A 25,765-nucleotide genomic window follows, 5' to 3' on the forward strand; every position below is an offset into this window, starting at 1 on the left:
GTCACATAAACCATCGACCTGAGCAGAACGGGATATTATTGTGCTGAACCAGGCAGCATCTTTTTATCAGTAATCAGTCCGTGACGAAGAGCGCATCATAGTCGAAGCCTTTTAATTGTGCGATTTTCATACAATCAACGAGACTGATTAAAACGAAACAGCGGTAACAGGTAATGTCGGGACTGCGCAATGATAGCCTGCAACGTTTCAGATTCCAGCTGACGCCAAAGACGTTGATACCAGATATCTTCGCCTTCGCCGCTCACCATCATGTTGCCTTCATAAGCCTGTAAAAACTTTGTCCTGGCCTTCTGTAAGGTATCATCGTCGTCTAACATGACATCATTTTCAGCGTCATAACAGGCTTTTATCCATGCGCCGCCGCTTTCCGGCAGTACCAATAGCGGAGAAGACATGCCTTCCCGGTAGCCTTCAATCAGTTGCGCCAGGTAAGCCATTGCCTGCGTTTTATCAAGTGGCGGAAATCGCCACTCTCCCTCTTTGCGCAAAAACAGGCGACTTTCGCCACTCCCGCCGCTGGCACAATAGACAAGGTGTTCCAGCCAAAGTTGCACACCTTGCGCAACGCTGATTAAAGCGGGACGCCAGCGCAATAATCCATCCTCCTGTACCTGCGGTAGCCAGCCGGTTAGCTGAACGCCATTGCAAAGCAGATCCACTTCCAGGCTTTGGCTCGGCTTACGACAGGCGATAACCCGGCTTGCCAGTTGCTGCATCTCCTGACATTGCGCATCCCAGAATATTTCGCCAAACGCGCCGTAAGGCAACTCTCCCGCAGCCCGGAAACGGCGGAACAAGCGTTCGGCGTCGTCCTCTTCAACCAGCGTATTGAGCAACTGTTGGTTAAGTTGATATCGCGTCAATCCCTCTAATTCAAACGGTTCCGCATCAGGAATCTCACTCTCTTCCGAGCGGAAATTAACCTGAAGCCGCATCTGAAAAAATGCGCGTACCGGATGGGCCCAAAAACGCTGCAGACTTTCCAGAGTCAATGTTTCCGGCATCGTAAAAGGAAGCGGCTGCACAAAGTCAGAATGCGCTTTCCCCGACTGACTCGCCGCAGGCAACCACTCTCTGGCATAACTTTGCTGTTCGCCGGGTTGGTAATTTTGCGCATCAAAAGGCATACGGGTATGCAGACGCGTAATATGCGCTTTAACTCGTGCTTCGCTCTCATCACAGGTCAGCGTTTCGTCGCCCGGCAAATAGTGGCTTTGCCCGATGTAATCCACCAATTCTTGCACCAGTACAGAGGGAAAGCGTTCGCTATTATCCTGGATGGAGCGACCGATGTAGCTGATATACAGCGTCTGCTGCGCCGAGATTAACGCTTCCAGAAACAGGTAGCGGTCATCGTCGCGACGGCTTCGATCCCCGCGCATGGGTTTTTGGCTCATCAGGTCAAAGCCCAACGGCGCAAGCTGGCGCGGGTATACGCCGTCGTTCATTCCCAGCAGGCAAACGACTCTGAACGGAATGGAACGCATCGGCATCAGCGTACAAATATTGATGGGGCCCGCCAGGAAGCGCTGGCTAATACGTTCCTGATCCAGACGCTGCGCCAGTTCATCCCGCAGTAGCGAAATCGGTACCGCGTCGCCATATTCCGCCGCGACGCCTTCGGCGATAATGGCCTGCCACTGCTGTTCAATCAATGTCATTGCCGCTTCCGTGTCCGCATCGGGCAGGAAGAAATCATTGAGCATATCGCGACAAACGGGCAACCACTCTTCCAGCGGTCGCTCCTGCGCCAGACCGCGCCGCCAGATATTAAGCTGCATCAGCAGCGAAGCCAGATGCCCGACCAGCTCAGCAATCAGACCGCTGGATTCGTCATAAGGCAGAACCGACTGCCACTCGCCCTGGGCGCTTTCCATCGCATACCCCAGCAGCATACGCGTCAGGCCAAATTGCCACGTATGCTGCCCCGTGGCAGGAAGTTCCAGCTCGCGTACGTTGTCATCGTCAATTCCCCAGCGAATACCTGACTCATTGACCCACAAGCGCAAATAACGCAACCCTTCTTCGTTGATCGTAAAGCGGGCAGCCAATACCGGTACGTCTAACAATGCCAGAACATCCTCGGAGACAAAGCGGCTGTCCGGTAACGAAAGTAGGCTGATAAATGCCTGTAACACCGGATGTGACTGACGCGCCCGCCGATCGGAAATGGCATAAGGCAGATAGCGCTCCGTTGGCGCGCTACCAAATACCGCCTGGATAAACGGGCTATAGCTGTCAATATCAGCCACCATAACGATAATGTCGCGCGGCGTTAGTGTCGGATCGGCTTCCAGCATCGCCAGCAGGCGATCGTGCAGTATCTCCACCTCGCGCTGCGGGCTGTGACATACGTGAAAAGAGAGGCTGTTATCCTCGGGATCGAGCAGACGCTTATTGTCGCTGCGCGAATACTCCTCAAGATTTACGCCCGCCACCGCATGGCTTTCCAGTTCAAGAATATCCGCCTGAATCCGATGCAAAAGATTATCTGGCGTAATATCAACAAACGCATCCAGCTCCTGGCTGTTTTCCAGTTCAGATAGCAGGTAGATATAATCCCGTCCCAGTTTTCCCCATGAGGCCAGTAGCGGATTACCGATATCCTGTTCACCGTCGCTGTTAAATAAGGCTTCCGGATTCTGGTTTTCACGGAACAACGGTAAATGACGGTCTTCAAAACTGTGACGACGCTGGCGAGCCATGAGTTTTGCCAGCCAGGCTGGGTCTTTAATGTCCCCCCAGTAATACCGACACGGATTAGTAAAAAGGAGATGAATTTCAATATGTTTGCCCAGCGCCTGCAACGCTCTGAGATACACTGGCGGTAACGCGGAAATGCCGCAAATAAAAACGCGGGACGGCAACCCTGGCGGGCAGGCGGTCGCGCTTTCCAGCGTTTGAATAAAGCGTTGGTAGAGATTGGCGCGATGCCAGCGCGGCTGCCCCAGCGCGGCGGTATATTCCACCAATGCTTTCCACAGCGGCGCCTGCCAGTTTTGCGCCTCCCCCAGACCTTCCACGGTTTCTCCCGCCTCCCACTGCGTAAGCCAGTCAGGCCGATAAACCAGATACTGATCGAACAGGTCGGCGGCGCGCGCGGAAAGCTGAAAGAGTTTGCGTTTAGCAGTGTCGTCGGTCAGATAATGGCGCAGCAGTACAAACTCATCCTTATCCAGCAACTGCGGCAGCAAGGTCATCAGTTTCCAGCTCATGCTTTGTTTGCTGAAAGCGCTTTCTTTGGGGATATCCGGCAACACGCGGACAAACATCTCCCAGATAAAACTCGCCGGTAACGGAAAAGCGATATTCGCCGCAATACCAAACTTTTGTGAAAGGGTCATCTGCAGCCACTGCGCCATACCCGTGCTTTGTACCAGAATCATTTCTGGTTCAAAGGGATCATCCAGCCGCTCGCGTTCGACGATGAATTCCATCAACGCTTCCAGCACATCCAGACGATTGGAGTGGTAGACCCTTAACATAATTACTCCTGACGATTAACGATTTGGACAATGCAAGCGCGTCATCTGCCCCTGCCTGCCAGAGGGTGAAACCATCGTGACGCTGATGCTGACACATCCCGATTGCGTTGTCTGCATCCGGTTGGCCTTCCAGCCTTCAGCAGGCGAAAATGGATACAGCGCCGTTTGCTGCCACGCCTGCCGCCAGATCTGAAGATACTGGTGTCGTAATGCAAAACTGTGCATTAATACCCGCTGATAGCCTGACAGCGCGGTGACGATCATTACCATTAGAACCATCGCCACTAAAACTTCCGGGAGGCTAAACCCGCGTTGTAAATTCAGGGGATGCGACATAACGCCACCTCTTTTAACGGACAAAAATCGCTCCAGCCGTGGGGAGAAAAGACAATGCTTCCCTGAATGACGTTGCCCAAACGCCATAACGTCATGCCGTCATCTTGCGCCGCCATCACCACCTCATCCTCCGATAATCTCCGCAAACAGACCCTCGCTCCTGAAGGGGAATAGCGCCGACATTCCATTTCGGTTACGCCTGACCATAGCTGCTCCCGCCCCCATTCCAGCGCCGACTGTACGAGCGCCTGGCGTTGTATCGCCAGGCTCTGCGTCGTCACGCGGGCGGCATAGCTGGCCTGCTGCTGATTTACGCCTTGCAGTAGCAGACTACCCAGAATCAGTATTAAAAGCGCCAGTATTAGCGAAGAAGCGCCACGTTCCCGATTCACAGATTAAATCCCGTTACGCTGTATTGCGCGTCAATAACCGTCTGAGGCTCGGCTTTGCTGGCGCCACGCAGATGCAGCATGAGCACTGGCGAGAATCCCGTTATATCCCGGCGCTCAACGGTAAACGCCGTGATGAGTACCGTATTGGGATCGGTCATTTTTTCCCATCCCTTACCCTGGCAAGATGTTGCTCCGCGTAATGTTTCCAGAACGTTATCCTTCATACGGAACCCGGTCTGGTCGGCCTCTTTCGCCGGTATGGTATCCCAGACACCGTTATTATTCCCGTCCCACTGAACGATGACGCATTGCCCCTGTTCGGCAAGATGTAACCCTTCGCCAATACAGTGGCCATGGCAGTAACCCGCACGTTGAAGATGCTTCGCTACGGTATAGGTTCGCTGCCAGATTTCATCTTCCAGCGATAACTGTCGCGTGTTGTGCCAGATCTCACGCTGTAGCGCCGGTAAAAATCGTGCGGACCCAAGCAGTAAAATGGAACCTATCGCCATCGCCAGCACAACCTCCAGTAGCGAGAACCCCCGCGTGGTTATTGACACGTGGCGGCCTCATTACGCTCACATAGCCTGATTCGCCCCCAGGAGGAGACGACCAGACGCCACTCTCCGGCAGCGTTTTTCAGTACGATATGCCCTGCCCATGCCGTATTGCGCAGGCCAAAGAAGGCTAACGACGGCGTGATATCGGCAAGGACGACATCACGCCAGTCGGGCGTAAACACAAAGGGGGAAGATGGCGTACACGATGTTTGCGTAGCAACAGAGCTGACAAAGCACCATGAACCGCCTTCGCTGACCACGCGAAGAATGTGATCGCGGTTATGCCAGTGAGCGTCCTCACGAAGTTGCAGCAGGTAATCCCGCACCTGACATGCGGTTTGCCACAGGCGCTGTTGCTGCTGCCAGCGTTGCCAGCCATAAAGTCCTGTGGCGCTGAGAATGATAATGAGCGACATCGCGACCACCGTTTCAATGAGCGTATAGCCCTGTTGTTTTTTCATGTCGGCAGTATGGCGGGCGGGGAAAAAATAACGAGCGCCAAATACAGATTGTTCGGCGCGTTACGAGAAAAAGTTCATGTCTTGCAGCGCGTTGCAAAATTTCAGGAATCCGCGCCGAAGATTGAGACGAAGGGTAAAAAAAACCGACGCGCAATGACGTCGGTTATGGCAGGATCGTCAGCGCTTAGATAGCGACCGGCGCTTTAATACCGGGGTGCGGATCATAACCTTCAATTTCGAAATCATCGAACCGGTAGTCAAAAAGCGAATCGGGTTTACGCTTAATGACCAACTTCGGCAGCGCGCGCGGTTCACGGCTTAATTGCAGGTGCGTCTGCTCCATATGGTTGCTGTACAGGTGCGTGTCGCCGCCGGTCCAGACAAAATCGCCGACGTCCAGGTCGCACTGTTGCGCCATCATATGCACCAGTAACGCGTAGCTGGCAATGTTGAACGGCAGACCGAGGAACACATCGCAGGAGCGCTGATAAAGCTGACAGGAGAGTTTTCCATCTGCGACATAAAACTGGAAAAAGGCGTGACACGGCGCCAACGCCATCTTATCCAGCTCGCCGACGTTCCACGCAGAAACGATAATACGACGAGAGTCCGGGTCGTTTTTAAGCTGGCTTAAGACCGTGGCGATCTGATCGATATGGCGGCCATCCGGTGTTGGCCATGCACGCCACTGCTTACCATAAACCGGGCCTAAATCGCCGTTCTCATCGGCCCATTCGTCCCAGATGGTGACATTATTTTCGTGCAGGTAAGCGATGTTGGTATCGCCCTGCAAAAACCATAGCAGTTCGTGAATAATTGAACGTAAATGGCAGCGTTTTGTCGTCACCAGAGGAAAGCCTTCCTGCAGGTTAAAACGCATCTGATGGCCAAAAATGGAAAGCGTGCCGGTGCCGGTACGGTCGTTTTTCTGTGTGCCTTCATCCAGCACTTTTTGCATCAGTTCTAAATACTGTTTCATGGTTCCTCAGGAAACGTGTTGCTGCGGGCGGCGGCGATATGCCCAAACCATCATGATCGCGCCAGCGATAATCATCGGGATAGAGAGAATCTGCCCCATGCTGATGTACTGTACCCACGCGCCGGTAAATTGCGCGTCCGGCTGGCGGAAGAATTCAACAATGATACGAAACGCGCCATAGCCAATCAGGAATAATCCGGAGACTGCGCCCATCGGACGCGGTTTGCGAATAAAGAGATTAAGGATGATAAACAGCACCACGCCTTCTAATGCCAGCTCATACAACTGGGAAGGGTGGCGTGGCAATACGCCGTAGGTATCAAAAATAGGCTGCCATTGCGGATGTGACGGCAGCAGCGCAATATCTTCCGCGCGTGAGCCAGGAAAGAGCATGGCAAACCGGAAGTCAGGATCGACGCGCCCCCACAATTCACCGTTGATAAAGTTGCCCAGACGCCCGGCGCCCAGGCCGAACGGAATTAACGGCGCAATAAAATCAGACACCTGAAAGAACGAGCGCTTCGTGCGCCTGGCGAAGATAATCATCACCAGTATCACGCCGATAAGCCCGCCGTGGAAGGACATGCCGCCGTCCCAGACGCGGAATAAATAGAGCGGGTTATCCAGAAACAGAGGGAAGTTATAAAACAGGACATAGCCAATACGTCCCCCCAGGAAGACCCCCAGGAAACCTGCATAGAGTAAATTTTCAACTTCGTTTTTGGTCCAACCGCTTCCCGGACGGTTAGCGCGACGCACCGCCAACCACATCGCGAAAACGAACCCCACCAGATACATCAAGCCATACCAGTGAAGCGCGACGGGCCCAATTGAGAAAATGACCGGATCAAAGTCCGGAAAATGCAGATAGCTACTGGTCATCTGTCACCACAATTTCTTGTTATTTCGCTGAAGAGATAGCGATTGATAAGCGCGCCTGCGCGTTGCAGACGCTCCAAAGGTGCGAATAATAGCACAAGGGTTAAAAGCGAGATGCCGATTACCGTTAAAAGATATGTATACGCATTGTCTTTCATCTTGCAGGCGTGTTGTCTGCGCCGTGAATCCACAGTCACTCTCTTTTCCCGCTCCAGTCGTTACAACCCTCCGCGAATCAATCCCCCCATCCCGCGGCGCTCCATAAACGCCGCCACCTGATGACGCACTTCGGTCGCCATCTGCGCCTCAAGGCTACGTCTGGCAAGGGTTTGCGCGTCTTCAAAATCGATATGCCGCAGCAGATATTTCACACGCGCTACCGAACGGCCATTCATCGAAAGATGGCGATATCCCAGACCGATAAGAATCGCCACGCACATCGGATCACCCGCCATCTCGCCGCACAAGCGAAGATCGAGACCATGTTTTTCGGCTTCCTGCGCAATCATGGACAGTGCGCGCAGCATAGCCGGATGCAAACTGTCATAAATACTGGCCACGCGGGTATTGTTGCGATCTACCGCCAGGATATATTGCGTTAAATCGTTGGTGCCGACCGAGATAAAGTCGATCCGGTTAGCCAGATGCGGCAGCATAAATACCATGGACGGCACTTCCAGCATAATGCCGATACGCGGTTTCGGGATCGCATAGCCGATCATCTCCTCGACCTCGCGCCCGGCGCGTTCGATCAGACGCCGCGCTTCATCGACTTCATCAATACTGGTGACCATCGGCAGCAAAATGCTGAGGTTGCCAGTCGCCGCATTGGCGCGCAGCATCGCGCGGACCTGGATCAAAAAGATCTCCGGCTGATCCAGCGTAATGCGGATCCCGCGCCAGCCCAGACACGGGTTCTCCTCGCTGATCGGCATATAGGGCAGTTGCTTATCCGCTCCCACATCCAGGGTCCGCAGCGTCACCGGTTTATCGTTAAACATTTGCAGCATCCCTTGATACTGCGCCACCTGCTCTTCTTCCGAGGGAAACCCGCTTTGCAGCATAAAGGGAATTTCAGTACGGTACAGGCCGATACCGTCGATCCGACTGCCTAACTTTTCCTCATGCTCGGGGCTGAGCCCGGCATTCAGCATCACTTTGACACGCTCGCCGCTTTTCAGTTGGGCGGGAAGATTGACGTCGTCCTCCGCCAGACGACTGAGTTCTATCTCTTCACTAATGAGCCGCTGATATTCCTGAATAAGCACGGGTTCAGGATCGACCAGTAATTCACCGCGATAGCCATCCACCACCAACGTACGGCGATGTAGCACCGAAGGTTGGATATCAGCGCCCATGACGGTCGGGATACCGAGCGCGCGCACCATAATCGCCGCATGCGAGTTTGCCGCGCCGTCGCGCACCACAACGCCCGCCAGCCTGTCCTGCGGCAGCTCCGCCAGGGTGGTCGCCGACAGCTCATCCGCGACCAGAATAAAACGTTCCGGCCAGGCGTTTGGCCCCTGAACTGAATCATCAAGGTGGAATAACAGCCGCTGCCCCAGCGTGCGTAAGTCTCCCGCACGTTCTTTGAGGTAGTTATCGGTTAGCGCCGCAAATTGCTCGGCAAATTTTTCGATGATTTTTTTAACGGCCCACTCCGCAACAGCGCCTTTGTCGACCTCGGCGAAGAGTTCGCGACGCAGTCTGGCATCTGAAAGCAGGTGTGAGTACAGATCGAAAATGGCCGCCGTCTCTTTTTGCGCGCCGGCGGCAAAGCGTTTGCTGTATCGTCGGAACTCGTTCGCCGCCTCTTCCAGCGCGCCGGTCAATCGTTCGCGTTCAAGAGAGGTATCCAGCGTAGACGCTTCGTAAACCTGTTCCATCAGCGGCATGGTCGCGTCTTGCCAGCCCGTTGCGATAGCCACGCCCGGCGCCGCAGGAAGCGCGCGGATTCGCGTCTGCCGGTATTGCCCGAACAGCGCTGTGACCTGCGACTGTGACAGGATAGCCGCCATCTGCGTAGCGAGCGTGACGAGGAAAGACTCTTCGCTTTCATCGTACTGGCGCAATTCGCGCTGCTGTACGACCAGCACGCCGAGAAGTTGGCGACGCTGAATGATCGGCACGCCGAGAAACGCGCGAAAACGCTCCTCTTTTACCGAAGGAATGTATTTAAAGCTGGGATGTTTTTGCGCATCGGCAAGGTTAATGGGTTCCGCCAGTCTGCCCACCAGACCGACGATCCCCTCATCAAACGCAAGCGCAACGGTTCGACCACGCGGTTTTTTCAACCCCCGCGTCGCCATCAGGTAATAACAGCGTCGGTCATGATCGGCCAGGTAAACCGAGCAAACCTCAGTATCCATCGCAAGACAGATATCCGTGACCAGAATATTCAGCGCCTCGTTCAGACGCGGCGCACTGGCCACTTTTTCGACTATTTCGCGCAGGCGAGTGAGCATAATTTGCGTGGCTTAACCTCTTTTACGTCGATAAGCAGGCGCGCTTTGTAGCTTAGGGGGATTATCCTGAAGCGCCATGACAACACTTGCAAACTCTTTCATTACTCTGCGGTAGACATCGCGTTTAAATGACACCACTTGTCGAACCGGATACCAGTAACTTACCCAGCGCCAGCCGTCAAACTCCGGCGTACTGCTGGTTTGCATATTGATTTCGGCGTCGGCGCTCATTAACTGCAAAAGAAACCACTTTTGTTTCTGGCCGATACATACCGGCTTTGTGTCCCAACGCACCAAACGTTTTGGTAACTTGTAACGCAACCAGTTGCGAGTAGAAGCAAGGATCCGCACATCTTTACGGCTTAACCCAACTTCTTCAAACAGTTCCCGGTACATCGCCTGTTCTGCCGACTCCCCTGGATTTATCCCGCCCTGCGGGAACTGCCAGGAGTGCTGACCAAATCGCCGGGCCCACATCACCTGCCCCTGACGATTACAAATTACGATACCTACATTTGGGCGGTAGCCATCGTCATCAATCACCGGACTACCTCAACATAAACCTTATATATGAACGATTGTTTCATACTCCAGTGAGGCGGTAAACCACTCTGTAATAGTGACACAGCCTAATAACAATTGAATAACTCACAGTAAATAGCCGAGTTATAAACAGATGATGACGCCCTTGCGCCATTTTATTCACCTTTTCTGTGGATATAGTTGTGAAGAAGTATGGAATTACCACGGGAAAACCCAGAACAGTCTGAATTCCTCATGCGGAAAACAGTAAAAATAGTGCCTTATATTCATTGTGTTATAGACAAATCTTACATGCCACCTTCATAAAGCGTGACAAGCATCACATCTAAGATCCTTATGCTGATGAAAGATCAACCAGCGTCGGTTTTATCCACAGATTGTGCCAATAACTTACGCACTATTTGTCTGAATTTTCGATTTTCGTCGCACGTCAAGGCTGTAAATGGAAACAGTAGTGGCGGTTTTACACAGTTATCCCAACTTTCTGTGGATAACATAGTGTAAGATCCTGTTTATTGTCAGTGACCAGAATTGGAAAACCCGCTTCAGCGTTGCGCAACACGAAGAAACAACACAAAAAAGGCAATAAAAATCAGTCTATTGAATATAAGACACAGAAAAAGATAAACTCTGCCCATACGGTATAAAATCACTGCTCACTTTTTGACCTAAGGTAATTGTCATGTCCGCTCTTTGTCCGCTACTGACTCCGCCTGCTTCGGAAGCATTGCTGTTAGCCCAGGCGCGGCAGCTTTCCGGCTATACGTTAGGCGAGCTGGCGGCGATGGCTGGCATTACCACGCCTAAAGATTTGAAGCGAGACAAAGGCTGGATCGGTGTCTTGCTGGAGATCTGGCTCGGCGCCAGCGCCGGGAGCAAGCCGGAGCAGGATTTCGCCGCGTTAGGCGTAGAACTGAAAACCATCCCGGTGGATAGTCTGGGTCGTCCTCTGGAAACAACCTTTGTTTGCGTGGCGCCGTTAACCGGTAACAGCGGCGTGACCTGGGAGACAAGTCACGTACGGCATAAATTGAAGCGCGTGCTATGGGTGCCGGTCGAAGGCGATCGCAGCATACCGTTAGCCGAACGCCACGTAGGTTCGCCGCTACTCTGGAGTCCGAGTGAAGAAGAGGACAGGCAGCTACGCCTCGACTGGGAAGAGCTGATGGACATGATAGTGCTGGGCCAGGTGGAACGCATTACCGCCCGTCATGGCGAAGTCTTACAACTGCGGCCCAAAGCCGCCAATGCCAGGGCGCTCACCGAGGCTATCGGCGCGCGCGGGGAACCTATTTTGACGCTACCGCGTGGATTTTATCTGAAAAAAAATTTTACGCAGGCGCTGCTGGCTCGCCATTTTTTATTGCAGAATCCGTAACGTCCATTACACGCAAATGCGCCTCCGCTATGGCTACGCATCGGGCCAGCGCCGGATAAACGTAAGCGTATTGTCGCCGCTATTTTACACCGTTCCTGGTTGCGCAAATTCAGCCTGGGCTTTCGCCCGTCACTCGACGGGCCTATAATTACCGCTTCTTTTTTTGGCAGGACTTTGTTCGATGTTATTTGCATGGATAACCGATCCTAATGCCTGGCTGGCGCTCGGTACGCTGACGCTGCTGGAGATTGTACTTGGGATCGACAACATTATTTTTCTTTCTCTGGTGGTAGCAAAACTTCCTACGGCGCAACGGAACCACGCACGGCGGCTTGGGTTGGCGGCGGCGATGGTCATGCGCCTGGCGCTGCTGGCGTCAATCGCCTGGGTCACTCGTCTGACTAATCCGCTGTTTGAGCTTTTCGGCGAAGCGATTTCCGCCCGCGATCTCATTCTGTTACTGGGCGGGTTATTTTTAATCTGGAAAGCCAGCAAGGAGATCCATGAGTCCATCGAAGGCGAAGAAGAAGGGTTAAAAACCCGGGTTTCTTCTTTCCTGGGCGCAATTGTACAGATTATGCTGCTGGATATTATTTTCAGCCTTGATTCAGTTATCACAGCGGTTGGCCTATCCGATCATCTGTTTATTATGATGGCGGCAGTCGTTATTGCCGTGGGCGTCATGATGTTTGCGGCACGGCCCATCGGCGAGTTTGTCGATCGCCATCCGTCGGTAAAAATGCTGGCGCTCTCCTTTCTGATCCTGGTTGGCTTTACCCTGATTCTGGAAAGTTTCGACGTTCACGTTCCGAAAGGGTATATCTATTTCGCCATGTTCTTCTCTATCGCAGTAGAGAGCCTGAACCTGTTGCGTAATAAAAAGAATCCGCTGTAATCCTGTCTCGCTCCCCCGCCGGGGAGCGAATACTCACTTTATTTCCTTTCTTCTCACAGATTAAGATTTTGCTGCTTCCGACATGCAGAGCTGCGCGTTATTACTAGACTATTATCAGACATATGATTAACAGACTATTATCAGATGCAGGCTACGTGAGGACAAACGGATGAAAAAGTGGGCAGTTGTAATTTCCGCAGTAGGGTTGGCTTTTGCGGTATCCGGATGCAGCAGCGATTATGTAATGGCGACGAAAGATGGTCGTATGATCCTGACCGATGGAAAACCGCAAGTTGACGATGATACCGGTCTGGTCAGCTATACCGATGCACAGGGAAACGAGATGCAAATCAACCGTGACGAAGTGTCTCAAATCATCGAACGTTAAGCGGTGGCCTGTGATCGAGGTCAGCGTTCTGCAAGCCTTCAGGCTGCGTCCCGTAACGGTGCGTGGCGACCACGCCCGGTAACAATTACGCCGTGCAGCCTGCAATTTTACTTTCCCTTTTGCCTTCCCTCTGCCATTTTTATTGTCCTTTGTCGGGAATTTCTGACTTCATAATAAAAAGGAAACGGCTATGCACTATCACCGTATACCCCACAGCTCGCTCGAAGTAAGTACGCTAGGGCTGGGCACAATGACATTTGGTGAACAAAACAGCGAAGCCGACGCTCACGCACAGCTCGACTATGCCATCGCAAATGGCATTAACCTTATCGACGCCGCCGAGATGTATCCGGTACCGCCGCGCCCGGAAACACAAGGGCTGACGGAATCCTATATCGGTAACTGGCTCGCCAAACGTGGCAACCGTGAAAAACTGATCATCGCCAGCAAAGTCAGCGGACCGGCACGTAATAATGATCAAGGCATCCGGCCTAATCAGGCGCTGGATCGTAAAAATATTCGCGAAGCGCTACACGACAGTTTGACCCGATTGCAGACCGACTATCTGGATTTGTATCAGGTGCACTGGCCGCAGCGCCCCACTAACTGCTTCGGTAAACTCGGCTATAACTGGACGGACTCCACGCCAGTAGTAAGTCTGCTGGAGACGTTAGACGCGCTAAGTGAGTTTCAGCGAGCGGGTAAGATTCGTTATATTGGCGTTTCAAATGAGACAGCGTTTGGCGTTATGCGCTATCTGCATCTGGCGGAAAAACATGACCTGCCGCGTATTGTCACGATCCAGAACCCCTATAGCCTGTTAAACCGCAGCTACGAGGTCGGACTGGCGGAAGTCAGCCAGTATGAAGGTGTTGAATTGCTCGCCTACTCCTGTCTGGCGTTTGGCACATTAACCGGTAAATACCTGAACGGGGCCAAACCCGCAGGCGCGCGGAATACCTTGTTCAGCCGCTTCACACGTTACAGCGGCGAACAGGCGCAAAAAGCCGTTGCCGCCTACGTCGATATCGCGAAGCGTCACAATCTTGATCCGGCGCAGATGGCGCTGGCCTTTGTTCGCCGCCAGCCGTTTGTCGCCAGTACGTTACTGGGCGCAACCACGATGGCGCAGCTCAAGACGAATGTGGAAAGTCTGCATCTGACGTTAAGCGAAGACGTTCTGGCGGAGATTGAGGCGGCGCATCAGGTTTATACTTATCCGGCGCCGTGATGGTCAGTGCCCGGTGGCGCTACGCTTCCGGGCTTACAGAGACAATGTAAGCCGGATAACGCGCACTCGCCGCCCGGCATATTCACTCAGTATGATGCCTGCCGGCGCTGCCAGATCCACAGCGCCGCGATCGCCAGCGCGAACAGCACGCCAAAGCCGATACCTATCGCCACTGCCGGAACGCCAACCAGCACCGCCAGCGAGTACAGTCCCAGCATTAATAGCATGGCGCTATTCTCGCCCAGATTTTGTACGGCAATGGCATTCCCGGCGCCAACGCTCTTCTTACCGCGCTCCTGGAGCAAAGCGTTGAGCGGCACCACAAAAAAGCCGCCCAGCATACCTATCAACAGCAACAAGGCATAAGCAGGCAGCAATGCGTGCTGTAATGAGAAGATCGCAACCACAACGCCAATCAAAATCCCGGCGGGCATACAGCGCGATACGGTCTCCAGCGTCACCAGTTTTGCCGCCGCGCCCGCGCCGACCACAATGCCTACCGCCACCATGGCGTTCAGGTAAGTCGGCGTGGCGTTATCCGTAATCCCCAGCGCCACCGGCACCCACAGCACCAGCAGAAAACGCAGCGTCACGCCTGCGCCCCAGAATAGCCCGGTCCCCACCAGCGAAAAACGCGTTTCACCGTTACGCCAAAGGACAACGCAAGCGCTGAAGAAGCTACGCGTCATCGCCGACAACCGCCAGGATTGTCCTGGACGCGCCGCCACAAGCTTCGGGATAAACAGGTTCGCCGCCACTGCGCCAGCGTAGGCCAACGCGCAGGCAACCAGCGCAGCGATGACATGCCAGTCGGCCAATACGCCGCCCGCGACGGAACCGAGCAAAATCGCCGCAATCGTAGAGGCTTCCATCAGGCCATTGGCTTTCACCAGCTTATCGCCCGTCGTCAGTTCGCCCAGAATACCGTATTTCGCCGGAGAATAAGCCGCCGCGCCAATCCCGACCAACGTATAACCGACAAAAGGATTTATGCCGAGGCAGATACCTGCCGCTCCCGCCAGTTTAAGACCATTGGCGACCATCATCACCCGGCCTTTGGCAAAGCTGTCCGCTATCTGGCCGACAAACGGCGCAAAAAGAATGTAAGCGCCCACAAACACCATTTGCAAAACAGGCTGGCTCCAGTCCGGGTAAAACTGAGCTTTCAGCAGTGCCAGCGTCGCAAACAGCAGCGCATTATCGCCAAAAGCCGAGAGAAACTGCGCGACAATAACCGACAGCATCCCTTTCGACCAGATGGAGGTGTTAGTACGTACTGACTCACTCATGATGTTGTTCCGGCGCATCCACCCAACTTTTCAGCGTCACAAAATCGGGTTTCCCGCTGCCAAGCAAGGGAAGCTGCTTCAGATAACGGATATCACGCGGGACGGCCAGTTCCGGAATACCGTGTTCACGGGCATAGTGCTGTAACTTTTCTCGGGTGAGTTCGCTGTCAGTCGTAAACAGTACCAGCGCTTCACCTTTGCTGGCATCGCTTTTAATGGCGGTAGCGTGCATTTTGTCCGCCGAAACGCCAAGCGCCAGTTGTTCGACCATCTCCAGCGAGACCATTTCGCCAGCAATTTTCGCAAAGCGTTTCGCGCGCCCCTGAATCTGCACAAAACCATTTTCATCGAAGCGTACAATATCGCCCGTGTCGTACCACCCGCGCTCGGTTTCGCCTCTGGCGTTTTCCGCCGACGGCACCTCCAGCACGCCCGGTTTTTCCACGCGCAGATAGCCATTCATGATATTCGGCCCTTTCAGCTGTAGCCGACCGCCGTTTTCAATACCGGGCACCGCCAGCAGACGCGCGTCCATGCCAGGCAGAATGCGGCCAACAGTGCCAGGCTTAGCCGCCATCGGCACGTTAATCGAGACTACTGGCGCGCATTCCGTTACCCCGTAGCCCTCAAGAATGCGCAGACCGAATTTATCCTGCCACAGTTGTTTGGTGCTCTCCTGAAGTTTTTCCGCACCGGCCACCACATAGCGCAGGCGATAAAAATCATACGGATTGGCAAAGCGCGCATAGTTGCCGAGGAAGGTTGACGTACCAAACAGCACGGTACAGTTACGGTCATAGACCAGTTCCGGCACAATGCGGTAGTGCAGCGGACTTGGATAAAGAAACACTTCCGCGCCGGTCAACAACGGCGTAAACAGGCCCACCGTCAAACCGAACGAGTGAAAGAGCGGCAGCGCCGACATAAAACGGTCATTGGCGGTGAAATCCGCAATCGTTTTTATCTGCTCGACGTTCGCCAGAATGCTTTTATGGCTGTGCACCACCCCTTTCGGGTGCCCTTCCGAGCCGGAGGTAAAAAGAATGATCGCCGCGTCTTCCGGCTGCTGTTTTACCTGCGCCAGTCGCGGCGCCAGGAGGTGGGCAAAAATCCACAGCTTGTCGGCGGGTGTGACGTCCGCTTTTAAATCTTCCAGGTAAACCCAGCGAACCTGCGTTAGCTGCTCCGGCAGGTGCCACAATTTACCTTTATCGAGGAACTGGCGGGAGGTAAAAATCGTTTTAATTTCCGCCGCGGTAATCGCGCTGGTCAGCCCTTTTCCCCCCGCAGTGTAGTTCATCATGGCCGGAATGCGGCGACGAGAAACCGCGCCGAAAATCACCGCCGCGCTGATGGCGGCATTCGGCAGCATTAAACCGATTTTCTCGCCCTCAACGCTGTACTTTTCCAGAATCCGGCCAACAAAAAGCGTCTTGGTCAGTAACTTACGATACGTATCCGGCGTAAAGTTAATGTCCTCAATACAGTTTTTACCCGCGCCGTAACGATATTGCGCCGCCAGCAACGATTCGTATAACGTCTCACGCGGGCGCACCGCCATACGCGCTTCCATCATGATCTGGTGCAGCATCTCACCCGCTATTTTACGCCTGTCGCGCGCGCGCGGCGCTTCCGGCATCGGTATTTGCGTCGGCGGTAAAATATGAAGCTGAATGCGGGGGAACAAACGCCGTTTAACCAGACCTTTCAGGCGACTGAAAGGGGTAAGCTCCGCGCCGTCAATGCGGAGCGGAATGACGGTTGCGCCCGATTTTGCCGCCACAAAGCCTGCGCCGTCATAAATTTTCATCAGCGAGCCGGTCACGGAAATCCGCCCTTCCGGGAAAATCACCACTGGACGCCCCTGTTCCACCAGACGTACCAGGTGTTTAATGGACATGGGTTTAGTGGGATCGAGCGGTACAAAATCGATCAGCGGCGTTAACCAGCGCATATACCATTGCTGGCTGATGGAGGTATATACCGCAAAGACAGGCCGTACCGGCAAAAACAGCGCCAGTAGCATACCATCGATAAATGAAACGTGATTGGGGGTAATTAAGACCCGGTTCCCCTGTAGCGCCCGGACATCGCCAGTGACGCGCACACGATAAAGCACGCGAAACAGGTTACGGAAAAATCCAAACAGCATTTCAACTCCCTTTGGCCGACAATTCGCTAAAACATGAATTGTGGCAGATTACACGAGTTGCGTAACAGGAGCGATAGCAAAATAGGTTCGAAAAAAAACCTGCGCATCCGCGCAGGTTGGTGCAAGAGACAGGTACGAAGAGCGTACCGAATAATCTCACCAATCAATACCTCTGGGATCTTGATTGTGGGCTTCGCGCGTCTGCATCGCCAGTCCGAAAACGCAAAGGAATAAACGGAAATGCAACGAGTTGTGTAAATTATCCGTTACTGTTACAGGTTCAGGCGAAACAAAAAAAACCTGCGCATCTCTACGCAGGTTGGTGTAATTCGTGTGATCAACAATGACGTTGATTCCACCTATCAATACCTCTGGGATCACCACTCTATCAACCTGACTCGCTGGCCTGCCAGCAGACAATCGCAACAGCGCTTCGCAAACTGTAACGAAAGATTTGTATTGTCACTTTACAGACGCATTTCTCCCGTGCAGGTCACATTTGCCCGACACGGCGGGGCAAGAGGCTTGAACAGAGGTTCATTTTCCGTAAAACTGGCGTAATGTAAGCGTTTACCCACTATAGGTATTATCATGGCGACCATAAAAGATGTAGCCCGACTGGCCGGTGTTTCAGTCGCCACCGTTTCTCGCGTTATTAACGATTCGCCAAAAGCCAGCGAAGCGTCCCGGCTGGCGGTGACCAGCGCAATGGAGTCCCTGAGCTATCACCCTAACGCCAACGCGCGCGCGCTGGCACAGCAGGCAACGGAAACCCTCGGTCTGGTGGTCGGCGACGTTTCCGATCCTTTTTTCGGCGCGATGGTGAAAGCCGTTGAACAGGTGGCGTATCACACCGGCAATTTTTTACTGATTGGCAACGGGTATCATAACGAACAAAAAGAGCGTCAGGCTATTGAACAGTTGATTCGTCATCGTTGCGCAGCGTTAGTGGTACACGCCAAAATGATTCCGGATGCGGACCTGGCCTCATTAATGAAGCAAATCCCCGGCATGGTGCTGATTAACCGCATTTTACCGGGGTTAGAACACCGCTGTGTCGCGCTGGATGACCGTTACGGGGCATGGCTGGCGACCCGGCATCTGATCCAGCAAGGTCATACGCGTATTGGGTATATCTGTTCCAACCACACCATCTCTGATGCCGAAGATCGCCTGAGGGGCTATTACGATGCGCTGGCGGAAAGCCATATCCCGGCTAACGATCGGCTGGTGACGTTCGGCGAACCGGATGAAAGCGGCGGCGAGCAGGCGATGACTGAGTTATTAGGTCGCGGCAGAAATTTTACCGCGGTGGCCTGCTATAACGACTCGATGGCGGCCGGCGCGATGGGAGTATTAAATGATAATGGCGTGGGGGTGCCGGGCGAAGTATCGCTCATCGGTTTTGATGATGTACTGGTCTCACGCTATGTGCGTCCCCGACTGACCACCATTCGGTATCCGATCGTCACCATGGCGACACAGGCGGCGGAGCTGGCCTTAGCGCTGGCAGGGAAATGCCCTACGCCAGAAGTAACTCATGTATTTAGTCCGACACTGGTACGCCGACATTCGGTGTCCACGCCGACGGATACCGGGCACCTGTCGACAACCGATTAATCAGGGTAGCATGATGGCGACAATGCTGGATGTTTCCCGCCATGCGGGCGTATCAAAGGCCACCGTCTCACGAGTGCTGAATGGGACGGGGCAGGTAAAAGAAAGCACGCGCCAGAAAGTGTTTACGGCGATGCAGGCTCTGGGCTATCGCCCCAACCTACTGGCACGCTCGCTGGCGAATCGCACCAGCAACAGCATCGGTCTGGTCGTCTCTACGTTTGACGGCTTCTATTTCGGCAGTTTGTTGCGCCGGGCGTCGCGCCAGGCGGAGTTTCATAACAAGCAGTTGATCGTCACCGATGGTCACGATACGCCGGAACGAGAGCAGAAAGCCGTACAAATGTTGGCCGACAGACAGTGCGACGCTATTATTCTTTACACTCGCTATATGGATGAGCCGGCGATTTTGTCGTTGATTGACGCCACGGAAATGCCGCTGGTGATTATTAATCGCAACGTCACTCAGGCCCGCGATCGCGCTATTTTCTTCGAGCAGGAGACGGCGGTATTCCAGGCGGTGGAATATCTGATTACGCAGGGCCATCGCGATATCGCCTGTATTACGCTGCCTGTTCATACTCCCACCGGCACATCACGCGTAGCGGGTTATCGCAAGGCGCTGGAAAAATATGGCATCCCCTGGCAACCGGCAAAAGTGAAATACGGCGATTACACGCTGACGCGCGGCTATGACGCCTGCCGGGAATTACTGGAGGAAGGCGTCACGTTTAGCGCGCTATTCGCCTGTAATGATGACACGGCGCTGGGCGCGGCAAAAGCGCTGCGCCAGGCCGGATTACGCATCCCGCAGGATGTGTCGCTGTTTGGTTTTGACGATGCGCCGGGCGCAACCTGGCTTGAACCGGGGCTTTCAACAGTCTATTTACCCATCGAGGATATGATAGCCACCGCGATCGATCAGGCCGTTCGCCTGGCGAACAGCGAGCCGGTCGCCTCGATCCCGCCCTTTACCGGCACGCTGATTCTGCGCGAGTCCGTCGCCGCAGGCCCGTTTTTTCAACGTCCGGCCTAATGATGCGCTTCAGAGCATCTCCAGCGCTAACAGCTCTTCAATGGTCTGACGACGGCGGATCAGCCGCGCCTGTCCATTGTCAAACAGCACTTCCGGCAGGAGCGGGCGGCTGTTGTAATTCGATGACATAGACGCGCCGTACGCGCCGGTATCGTGCAATACGAGGTAATCGCCGGGGATGACCGCAGGTAAGGCGCGTGTTTCAACCATTCCCCCTTCCTGCTGCGTAAAAACATCGCCTGATTCGCATAGCGGCCCGGCGACCACCGTCTCGACCCACGGGCCATTTTCAAGCGCGCGACCATCCGCCGCCAGCGCCGAAATACGGTGATAGCTACCGTACATCGCCGGGCGCATCAGATCGTTAAAACCCGCATCTACCAGCACGAAATGGCGGCTTCCCATCTGTTTTACGCTACGCACCTGCGTTACCAGCACGCCCGATTGCGCCACCAGAAAACGTCCGGGTTCGATCTCAAGTTTGACCGCATGTCCCAGATGGCGGGCGATTTGCTCGCGCGCCGCGTTCCACAGACCATAGTAATGGCGCGTATCAACGGGCTCTTCTCCCTCACGATAAGGTATCGAGAGTCCGCCGCCTGCCGAAATCGCCTCCACATCCTGACCACATTCCAGCACCTGGCGTACCATCGCGCCGCAAACCTGCTCCAGATGGCCATAATCGACGCCGGAACCAATGTGCATATGGATACCGACAAGTTTCAGTCGGTATTTCTGCATTACCGCCAGCGCCGCCGGAAGATCGCTATGCCAGATGCCGTGTTTGCTGTTTTCGCCCCCGGTGTTGGTTTTCTGGCTGTGGCCGTGACCAAAGCCAGGATTCACGCGCAACCAGATGCGATGCCCAGGCGAAACCTGACCAAGCTGCGTCAGCATATCTACCGAACCGGCATTGACCGGAATATGCAGTTCGCTGACGCGCGCCAGCGTGGCGGCGTCAATCACATCGGCGGTAAAAACGATATCATCAGGGCACGTTTGCGGATCGTAGCCCGCCGCCAGCGCACGTTCGATCTCCCCCAATGAAACAGAATCCACCTTGACACCCTGCGCGCGCATTAAGCGCAGGATATGAATGTTCGAACAGGCTTTTTGCGCAAAACGCACAACGTCAAACTGCTGCAGGGCGGCTATCTGACGGCGAATAATGTGCGCGTCATAGACCCAGACCGGACAGCCGAATTCAGCAGGCAATCTGAGCAAATTTTCAGCGTTAAGGTCAGTTTCAGCGTGATAATGCGGCAATGACATAACAAACTCCGGAACAGGCTTTTTAACGATTACGCCATACCTTAGAAAGAATAAAAAATATCGTTTTATTGTCAGTCTATGCAAAAATGATATGGGATAAATGATTCAGGGAAACGTATGGCTGCCGTTAATTTACGTCACATTGAAATTTTTCATGCCGTAATGACCGCCGGAAATCTCACCGAAGCGGCGCGGCTGCTGCATACCTCGCAGCCTACCGTCAGTCGCGAGCTGGCGCGTTTTGAGAAAGTGCTGGGATTAACGCTGTTTGAGCGCACACGCGGGCGCTTACATCCGACGGTGCAAGGGCTACGCCTGTTCGAAGAGGTACAACGCTCCTGGTATGGGTTGGATCGCATCGTCAGCGCGGCGGAAAGTCTGCGCGAGTTCCGTCAGGGCGAACTCTCTATCGCCTGCCTGCCGGTCTTTTCACAATCCTTTTTGCCGCCGCTACTACCGCCTTTTCTGGCGCGTTATCCGGATGTCAGCCTAAATATTGTGCCGCAGGAGTCGCCGTTGCTGGAAGAGTGGCTCTCCGCTCAGCGCCACGACTTAGGGCTGACGGAGACGCTTCATGCCCCGGCAGGAACAACCCGTACCGAGTTACTAACGCTGAATGAAGTGTGCGTACTGCCCTGCGACCATCCGCTTGCCGCCAAAACGGTACTGACGCCAGACGATTTTCAGGGGGAAAACTTTATCAGCCTCTCCCGCCTGGACAGCTATCGACAGTTGTTGGATACGTTATTTGCCGAACATCAGGTGAAGCGCAGAATGGTGGTGGAAACGCATAGCGCGGCCTCCGTCTGCGCGATGGTGCGCGCCGGGGCGGGCGTTTCGATCGTTAACCCGCTGACCGCGCTTGACTATGCCGCCAGCGGCGTCACCGTTCGCCGCTTCAGCATTGACGTGCCCTTTACCGTCAGCCTGATTCGCCCGCTACACCGCCCCGCCTCCGCGCTGGTTGACGCCTTCAGTAAGCATTTACAAACGCATCTTTCGCGCCTGGTCGAACCGCTGGAGGTTATTCTGGGGCCGATGACGAAAGCATAAAGCTCACGGCATCTGCGGCATGAATTGCCGTGGTATCGAAAACCGGTAGCGCGCTTTGCGTCTGGGGAACAAGCAAACCTATTTCAGTGCAGCCAAAAATAACGCCCTGCGCGCCTTGCGCAGCCAGTTGTTCGATAACCTGTAAATAATAGTGGCGCGACGCGTCAGTGAATGTCCCCTGGCAGAGCTCGTCAAAAATGACCTGATTGATACGCGCCCGATCGTCCGCCTCCGGCACGATGGTCTCAATCGCAAATTGCTGTTCCAGCCGCCCGCGATAAAAATCCTGCTCCATCGTATAGCGAGTCCCTAATAGCGCCACACGATGCAACCCCTGACGGGCGATGGCTCGCCCGGTAGCATCCGCGATGTGTAGGAAAGGCAGAGAACAACGAGATTCAATAATGTGCGCGATTTTATGCATGGTGTTGGTACACAGCACAATGCCTTCTGCGCCCGCCTGCTGTAACCCCTGCGCGGCCTGCGCCAGGATATCGCCCGCTTTATCCCACTCGCCGCGGCGTTGACATACTTCAATATCGTGGAAATCTACGCTATGCAGCAGTAAGCTCGCCGAGTGCAGGCCTCCCAGCTGCTGTTTAATGCCTTCATTGATTAAACGGTAATAAGGGATAGTCGATTCCCAGCTCATACCACCCAACAGTCCGATCGTTTTCACTGCGCTCTCCTTTTTGTAAAGCATTATGGCAGTGAAGCAAACTTACACATCCGTTTCCAGTCTATTTTTCATCATGCCGGATAACAGGCGTCATCCGGCATGGGAGGGGGGATTATACGCCAATATTTCTTAGCTTCTCGCCCGCCATCAGCTTGCGTTCGATGTGCTCCAGGGTGACATTTTTGGTTTCCGGAATCAGCCAGAAAGTGATGCCGATAAAAGCGATATTCAGCGCGGTGTAAAGCCAGAATGTACCTGCCGCGCCAATGCTGTCCAACAGTGTCAGGAATGTCGCGCCGATGATCATGTTCGATACCCAGTTTGTCGTGGTTGAACAGGTAATGCCAAAATCACGGCATTTCAGCGGCTGGATTTCCGAACACAGTATCCACACCACCGGAGCGGCGCTCATCGCGTAACCGGCGATACACATCATCGTCATCCCAACGGAAAGCCAGGAGAGACCGCTTGATGCCGTACCGTTATCAAACTGCATCAGGCAGTAGCCCAACACCAATGTCCCTAACGCCATTACGCTGAAACCGATTTTTAACGCCGGTTTACGCCCGGCCTTATCGACCGTAAAGACGGCGATAAAAGTCGCGAACATAAAGGTCAGTCCGACCACCAGCGTCGCGATCATTTGCTGTTCCGTGGTGGTAAAGCCGGCCATTTTAAAAATGCGCGGCGCATAGTACATAATGATGTTCATGCCGGTGAACTGCTGCATTGCCTGTAGCAACATACCGAGGAACACGGCGCGGCGAACATTGCGGTTAGCTTTAAATAATGCCCACCCGCCCTGCTTGAGTTTGAGGCTTTCCCGAATCTCATTCAGTTCATCACGAGCTTTTTCCGAGGTATCGCGCAGCATACGCAGCACCTCTTCCGCTTCGATATGGCGACCTTTTTGCGCCAGCCAGCGCGGACTATTCGGCAGAAATACCACCAGAATAATGAGCAACACCGCAGGCAACGCCAGCACGCCCAACATCGCGCGCCAGTTGCCGCTGTAGCTGAATGCCGTATCGGATAAAAAAGCCAGCACAATGCCTAACGTCACCATCAGTTGATACATACTGATCATTTTGCCGCGAACATTTTCACTTGCCATTTCAGAGAGATAAAGCGGCGCGGTATAGGAGGCAATCCCTACTGCTACGCCCAGTATCACGCGGGCGCCAATCAATACTTCCACGCTGGAAGCAAACGCCGACCCCAGCGAGCCGAGCACGAACAAAATCGCGCCGGCCATCAGGCTATACTTACGCCCCAGCCGGAATGAAAGCCAGCCGTTAAATAATGCGCCAATTGCCGCGCCAAGCATCATACTGCTGACGACCCATTCCTGCAGCCGGCTGGTCAGTACGAAATGGTCGGTAATAAAAGGCAGCGCCCCAGCGATAACGCCGATATCCAGACCAAATAACAGCCCCGCTACCGCTGCAGAAACCGAAACAAACATATTCATACGTCGTGTGTCGCGAAGCGAACGCGGCGTTAAAGCAGAGTCATGATTAATAGAGACCATATTTTCCTGCCACAACAGAGTAAGACATAGCCTGAAAGTACGGGATACTCTTCCTCAAGTGTCAGGCTGGAAACGGCATAAATATGGATTAAATGGCTACGCTATAGCGATATGTGATGGATATTACACTTTTTAAATTTAACGCCGTTGCCGGGTATTCTTTTAAACCACCAATATTTCAATGAATTAAAGCATTGATCATAGCTATTATTTAACAATATATGGATTAAGTTAAACCCACAATATGGACTATGCTAATGAGATCATAAAAAACCCTGTACCAGGACAGGGCTTTATCAGTTTTTCGGCCAAAGAGTCGATTTTCCCAGAAACGCATTTGTCAGTAGCGGATTAACGCGCCAGCCAACCGCCATCTACCGCTATGGTATAGCCGTTAATATAATCAGCGGCGCTGGATGCCAGGAAGACTACCGGGCCCATTAAATCGCCCGGTAGCCCCCAACGTCCAGCCGGAATACGGTCGAGAATTTCGGCGCTACGTTGTGCATCAGCGCGCAATTGCTGGGTATTATTCGTGGACATATAGCCCGGTGCGATGGCGTTCACATTGATATTGTGTTTCGCCCACTCGTTCGCCATCAGACGTGTTATTCCCATTACGCCGCTTTTCGACGCGGTATAAGACGGAACGCGAATGCCGCCCTGGAAGGAAAGCATAGACGCGATATTAATAATTTTGCCGCCGTTGCCCTGGGCAATAAAATGTTTTGCCGCCGCCTGAGACATAAAGAACACGCTCTTGATGTTCAGGTTCATGACGTCATCCCAGTCTTTTTCCGTGAAATCAATCGCATCTTCACGACGGATCAAACCCGCGTTATTCACCAGAATATCAATATGACCGTATTCCGTCACCGCCCGTTCCAGTAGCGCCGGAATGCCATCGATTTGACGCAGATCGGCTGTCAGGCTTAAAAAACGACGTCCCAGAGCGGTGACGCGCGCAATAGTTTCCGTCGGTTCAACAATGTTAATACCGACAATGTCACAGCCCGCTTCCGCCAGCCCTAACGCCATCCCCTGCCCCAATCCGGTATCGCACCCCGTCACAACCGCGACTTTACCTTCAAGAGAAAATGCATTCAAAATCATTGTTAATCCT

General features: G+C 53.7%; 23 protein-coding genes. 7 read left to right on the forward strand and 16 right to left on the reverse strand.

Annotated features, from left to right (window positions below):
* Positions 1-134 precede the first annotated feature (134 nt).
* From recC to rppH, 9 genes are all read right to left on the reverse strand, one after another.
* Positions 135-3,506 carry an exodeoxyribonuclease V subunit gamma gene (gene recC / locus ACLD4F_RS09825; protein WP_411010813.1) on the reverse strand — a complete coding sequence of 1,124 codons (3,372 nt, stop codon included), beginning with the start codon at positions 3,504-3,506 and terminating at the stop codon, positions 135-137.
* A 15-nt stretch (positions 3,507-3,521) separates the two neighbouring features.
* Positions 3,522-3,842, reverse strand: a complete 321-nt coding sequence (locus tag ACLD4F_RS09830; protein WP_000019294.1) for a prepilin-type N-terminal cleavage/methylation domain-containing protein — start codon at positions 3,840-3,842, stop codon at positions 3,522-3,524.
* Positions 3,827-4,234 carry a DUF2509 family protein gene (locus ACLD4F_RS09835; protein ID WP_079972864.1) on the reverse strand — a complete coding sequence of 136 codons (408 nt, stop codon included), beginning with the start codon at positions 4,232-4,234 and terminating at the stop codon, positions 3,827-3,829. Before ACLD4F_RS09835 ends, ACLD4F_RS09830 begins: the two co-directional genes overlap by 16 nt.
* The gene (locus tag ACLD4F_RS09840; RefSeq protein WP_000029150.1) at positions 4,231-4,794 is read right to left on the reverse strand and encodes a prepilin peptidase-dependent protein; all 564 of its coding nucleotides are present in this window, start codon (positions 4,792-4,794) and stop codon (positions 4,231-4,233) included. The genes ACLD4F_RS09835 and ACLD4F_RS09840 overlap by 4 nt, the downstream gene beginning before the upstream one ends.
* Positions 4,785-5,255 carry a prepilin peptidase-dependent protein gene (locus ACLD4F_RS09845; RefSeq protein ID WP_000744668.1) on the reverse strand — a complete coding sequence of 157 codons (471 nt, stop codon included), beginning with the start codon at positions 5,253-5,255 and terminating at the stop codon, positions 4,785-4,787. The genes ACLD4F_RS09840 and ACLD4F_RS09845 overlap by 10 nt, the downstream gene beginning before the upstream one ends.
* A gap of 184 nt (positions 5,256-5,439) precedes the next feature.
* Complete coding sequence (thyA, locus tag ACLD4F_RS09850) at positions 5,440-6,234, reverse strand: thymidylate synthase (RefSeq protein ID WP_000816247.1); 795 nt, start codon at positions 6,232-6,234, stop codon at positions 5,440-5,442.
* Between the two features lie 6 nt (positions 6,235-6,240).
* Positions 6,241-7,116, reverse strand: a complete 876-nt coding sequence (lgt, locus tag ACLD4F_RS09855) for a prolipoprotein diacylglyceryl transferase (protein ID WP_000204645.1) — start codon at positions 7,114-7,116, stop codon at positions 6,241-6,243.
* A gap of 215 nt (positions 7,117-7,331) precedes the next feature.
* Positions 7,332-9,578: a phosphoenolpyruvate--protein phosphotransferase gene (gene ptsP, locus ACLD4F_RS09860; RefSeq protein ID WP_000957887.1), complete on the reverse strand. Its 2,247-nt coding sequence runs from the start codon at positions 9,576-9,578 to the stop codon at positions 7,332-7,334.
* Positions 9,579-9,590: 12 nt separating this feature from the next.
* A complete protein-coding gene (gene rppH, locus ACLD4F_RS09865) occupies positions 9,591-10,121 on the reverse strand; it encodes an RNA pyrophosphohydrolase (RefSeq protein ID WP_000564481.1) in 531 nt (176 codons plus the stop codon).
* Positions 10,122-10,803: 682 nt separating this feature from the next.
* Here rppH and mutH point away from each other — a divergent pair.
* The 4 genes from mutH to ACLD4F_RS09885 all read left to right on the forward strand — a co-directional run bounded on the left by mutH (position 10,804) and on the right by ACLD4F_RS09885 (position 14,013).
* Positions 10,804-11,499, forward strand: coding sequence for a DNA mismatch repair endonuclease MutH (gene mutH, locus ACLD4F_RS09870; RefSeq protein ID WP_350387781.1), 696 nt, complete (start codon positions 10,804-10,806; stop codon positions 11,497-11,499).
* A gap of 181 nt (positions 11,500-11,680) precedes the next feature.
* The gene (locus ACLD4F_RS09875; RefSeq protein ID WP_000895635.1) at positions 11,681-12,394 is read left to right on the forward strand and encodes a TerC family protein; all 714 of its coding nucleotides are present in this window, start codon (positions 11,681-11,683) and stop codon (positions 12,392-12,394) included.
* A gap of 169 nt (positions 12,395-12,563) precedes the next feature.
* Positions 12,564-12,782 carry a YgdI/YgdR family lipoprotein gene (locus ACLD4F_RS09880; protein WP_000758662.1) on the forward strand — a complete coding sequence of 73 codons (219 nt, stop codon included), beginning with the start codon at positions 12,564-12,566 and terminating at the stop codon, positions 12,780-12,782.
* A 190-nt stretch (positions 12,783-12,972) separates the two neighbouring features.
* Positions 12,973-14,013 carry an NADP(H)-dependent aldo-keto reductase gene (locus ACLD4F_RS09885; RefSeq protein WP_411010814.1) on the forward strand — a complete coding sequence of 347 codons (1,041 nt, stop codon included), beginning with the start codon at positions 12,973-12,975 and terminating at the stop codon, positions 14,011-14,013.
* Positions 14,014-14,099: 86 nt separating this feature from the next.
* Here the strand turns inward: ACLD4F_RS09885 and lplT are convergent, their stop codons facing one another.
* From lplT to ACLD4F_RS09900, 3 genes are all read right to left on the reverse strand, one after another.
* Positions 14,100-15,302 (reverse strand): lysophospholipid transporter LplT, encoded by a 1,203-nt coding sequence (lplT, locus tag ACLD4F_RS09890; RefSeq protein ID WP_000004679.1) that lies wholly within the window; start codon positions 15,300-15,302, stop codon positions 14,100-14,102.
* Positions 15,295-17,454 (reverse strand): bifunctional acyl-ACP--phospholipid O-acyltransferase/long-chain-fatty-acid--ACP ligase, encoded by a 2,160-nt coding sequence (gene aas / locus ACLD4F_RS09895; RefSeq protein ID WP_140066888.1) that lies wholly within the window; start codon positions 17,452-17,454, stop codon positions 15,295-15,297. The genes lplT and aas overlap by 8 nt, the downstream gene beginning before the upstream one ends.
* Positions 17,455-17,610: 156 nt before the next feature.
* Positions 17,611-17,838, reverse strand: coding sequence for a hypothetical protein (locus ACLD4F_RS09900; protein WP_071525129.1), 228 nt, complete (start codon positions 17,836-17,838; stop codon positions 17,611-17,613).
* Positions 17,839-18,045: 207 nt separating this feature from the next.
* Here ACLD4F_RS09900 and galR point away from each other — a divergent pair, with 207 nt between their 5' ends.
* Both galR and ACLD4F_RS09910 read left to right on the forward strand, forming a co-directional pair.
* Positions 18,046-19,074: an HTH-type transcriptional regulator GalR gene (gene galR, locus ACLD4F_RS09905; protein WP_000201030.1), complete on the forward strand. Its 1,029-nt coding sequence runs from the start codon at positions 18,046-18,048 to the stop codon at positions 19,072-19,074.
* A 10-nt stretch (positions 19,075-19,084) separates the two neighbouring features.
* Positions 19,085-20,107 carry a LacI family DNA-binding transcriptional regulator gene (locus ACLD4F_RS09910; protein ID WP_411010836.1) on the forward strand — a complete coding sequence of 341 codons (1,023 nt, stop codon included), beginning with the start codon at positions 19,085-19,087 and terminating at the stop codon, positions 20,105-20,107.
* A gap of 9 nt (positions 20,108-20,116) precedes the next feature.
* Here the strand turns inward: ACLD4F_RS09910 and lysA are convergent, their stop codons facing one another.
* Positions 20,117-21,379 (reverse strand): diaminopimelate decarboxylase, encoded by a 1,263-nt coding sequence (gene lysA, locus ACLD4F_RS09915; protein ID WP_411010815.1) that lies wholly within the window; start codon positions 21,377-21,379, stop codon positions 20,117-20,119.
* A 117-nt stretch (positions 21,380-21,496) separates the two neighbouring features.
* On the opposite strand from lysA, the gene ACLD4F_RS09920 reads away from it, so the two are divergent.
* Entirely contained in the window at positions 21,497-22,432 is a 936-nt protein-coding gene (locus ACLD4F_RS09920; RefSeq protein WP_000741798.1) for a LysR family transcriptional regulator, read from the forward strand.
* On the opposite strand, the gene ACLD4F_RS09925 is transcribed toward ACLD4F_RS09920, so the two are convergent.
* From ACLD4F_RS09925 to kduD, 3 genes are all read right to left on the reverse strand, one after another.
* Positions 22,404-23,111, reverse strand: coding sequence for an aspartate/glutamate racemase (locus ACLD4F_RS09925; protein WP_000848629.1), 708 nt, complete (start codon positions 23,109-23,111; stop codon positions 22,404-22,406). The two genes, ACLD4F_RS09920 and ACLD4F_RS09925, sit on opposite strands and share 29 nt — an antisense overlap.
* 112 nt (positions 23,112-23,223) lie before the next feature.
* Complete coding sequence (gene araE / locus ACLD4F_RS09930; RefSeq protein ID WP_000253650.1) at positions 23,224-24,642, reverse strand: arabinose-proton symporter AraE; 1,419 nt, start codon at positions 24,640-24,642, stop codon at positions 23,224-23,226.
* A gap of 351 nt (positions 24,643-24,993) precedes the next feature.
* Complete coding sequence (gene kduD / locus ACLD4F_RS09935; protein ID WP_000602496.1) at positions 24,994-25,755, reverse strand: 2-dehydro-3-deoxy-D-gluconate 5-dehydrogenase KduD; 762 nt, start codon at positions 25,753-25,755, stop codon at positions 24,994-24,996.
* Positions 25,756-25,765: the final 10 nt, after the last annotated feature.

The organism is Salmonella sp. 741265050_HSA (assembly GCF_046569445.1).
Taxonomy (GTDB): domain Bacteria; phylum Pseudomonadota; class Gammaproteobacteria; order Enterobacterales; family Enterobacteriaceae; genus Salmonella; species Salmonella enterica.

What these genes read in the sequence shown, in the direction of transcription:
- recC (WP_411010813.1), bottom strand. Translation starts at nt 3,506, where the DNA reads ATGTTAAGGGTCTACCACTCCAATCGTCTGGATGTGCTGGAAGCGTTG.
- ACLD4F_RS09830 (WP_000019294.1), bottom strand. Translation starts at nt 3,842, where the DNA reads ATGTCGCATCCCCTGAATTTACAACGCGGGTTTAGCCTCCCGGAAGTT.
- ACLD4F_RS09845 (WP_000744668.1), bottom strand. Translation starts at nt 5,255, where the DNA reads ATGAAAAAACAACAGGGCTATACGCTCATTGAAACGGTGGTCGCGATG.
- thyA (WP_000816247.1), bottom strand. Translation starts at nt 6,234, where the DNA reads ATGAAACAGTATTTAGAACTGATGCAAAAAGTGCTGGATGAAGGCACA.
- lgt (WP_000204645.1), bottom strand. Translation starts at nt 7,116, where the DNA reads ATGACCAGTAGCTATCTGCATTTTCCGGACTTTGATCCGGTCATTTTC.
- ptsP (WP_000957887.1), bottom strand. Translation starts at nt 9,578, where the DNA reads ATGCTCACTCGCCTGCGCGAAATAGTCGAAAAAGTGGCCAGTGCGCCG.
- mutH (WP_350387781.1), top strand. Translation starts at nt 10,804, where the DNA reads ATGTCCGCTCTTTGTCCGCTACTGACTCCGCCTGCTTCGGAAGCATTG.
- ACLD4F_RS09875 (WP_000895635.1), top strand. Translation starts at nt 11,681, where the DNA reads ATGTTATTTGCATGGATAACCGATCCTAATGCCTGGCTGGCGCTCGGT.
- ACLD4F_RS09880 (WP_000758662.1), top strand. Translation starts at nt 12,564, where the DNA reads ATGAAAAAGTGGGCAGTTGTAATTTCCGCAGTAGGGTTGGCTTTTGCG.
- ACLD4F_RS09885 (WP_411010814.1), top strand. Translation starts at nt 12,973, where the DNA reads ATGCACTATCACCGTATACCCCACAGCTCGCTCGAAGTAAGTACGCTA.
- lplT (WP_000004679.1), bottom strand. Translation starts at nt 15,302, where the DNA reads ATGAGTGAGTCAGTACGTACTAACACCTCCATCTGGTCGAAAGGGATG.
- aas (WP_140066888.1), bottom strand. Translation starts at nt 17,454, where the DNA reads ATGCTGTTTGGATTTTTCCGTAACCTGTTTCGCGTGCTTTATCGTGTG.
- galR (WP_000201030.1), top strand. Translation starts at nt 18,046, where the DNA reads ATGGCGACCATAAAAGATGTAGCCCGACTGGCCGGTGTTTCAGTCGCC.
- ACLD4F_RS09910 (WP_411010836.1), top strand. Translation starts at nt 19,085, where the DNA reads ATGATGGCGACAATGCTGGATGTTTCCCGCCATGCGGGCGTATCAAAG.
- lysA (WP_411010815.1), bottom strand. Translation starts at nt 21,379, where the DNA reads ATGTCATTGCCGCATTATCACGCTGAAACTGACCTTAACGCTGAAAAT.
- ACLD4F_RS09920 (WP_000741798.1), top strand. Translation starts at nt 21,497, where the DNA reads ATGGCTGCCGTTAATTTACGTCACATTGAAATTTTTCATGCCGTAATG.
- araE (WP_000253650.1), bottom strand. Translation starts at nt 24,642, where the DNA reads ATGGTCTCTATTAATCATGACTCTGCTTTAACGCCGCGTTCGCTTCGC.
- kduD (WP_000602496.1), bottom strand. Translation starts at nt 25,755, where the DNA reads ATGATTTTGAATGCATTTTCTCTTGAAGGTAAAGTCGCGGTTGTGACG.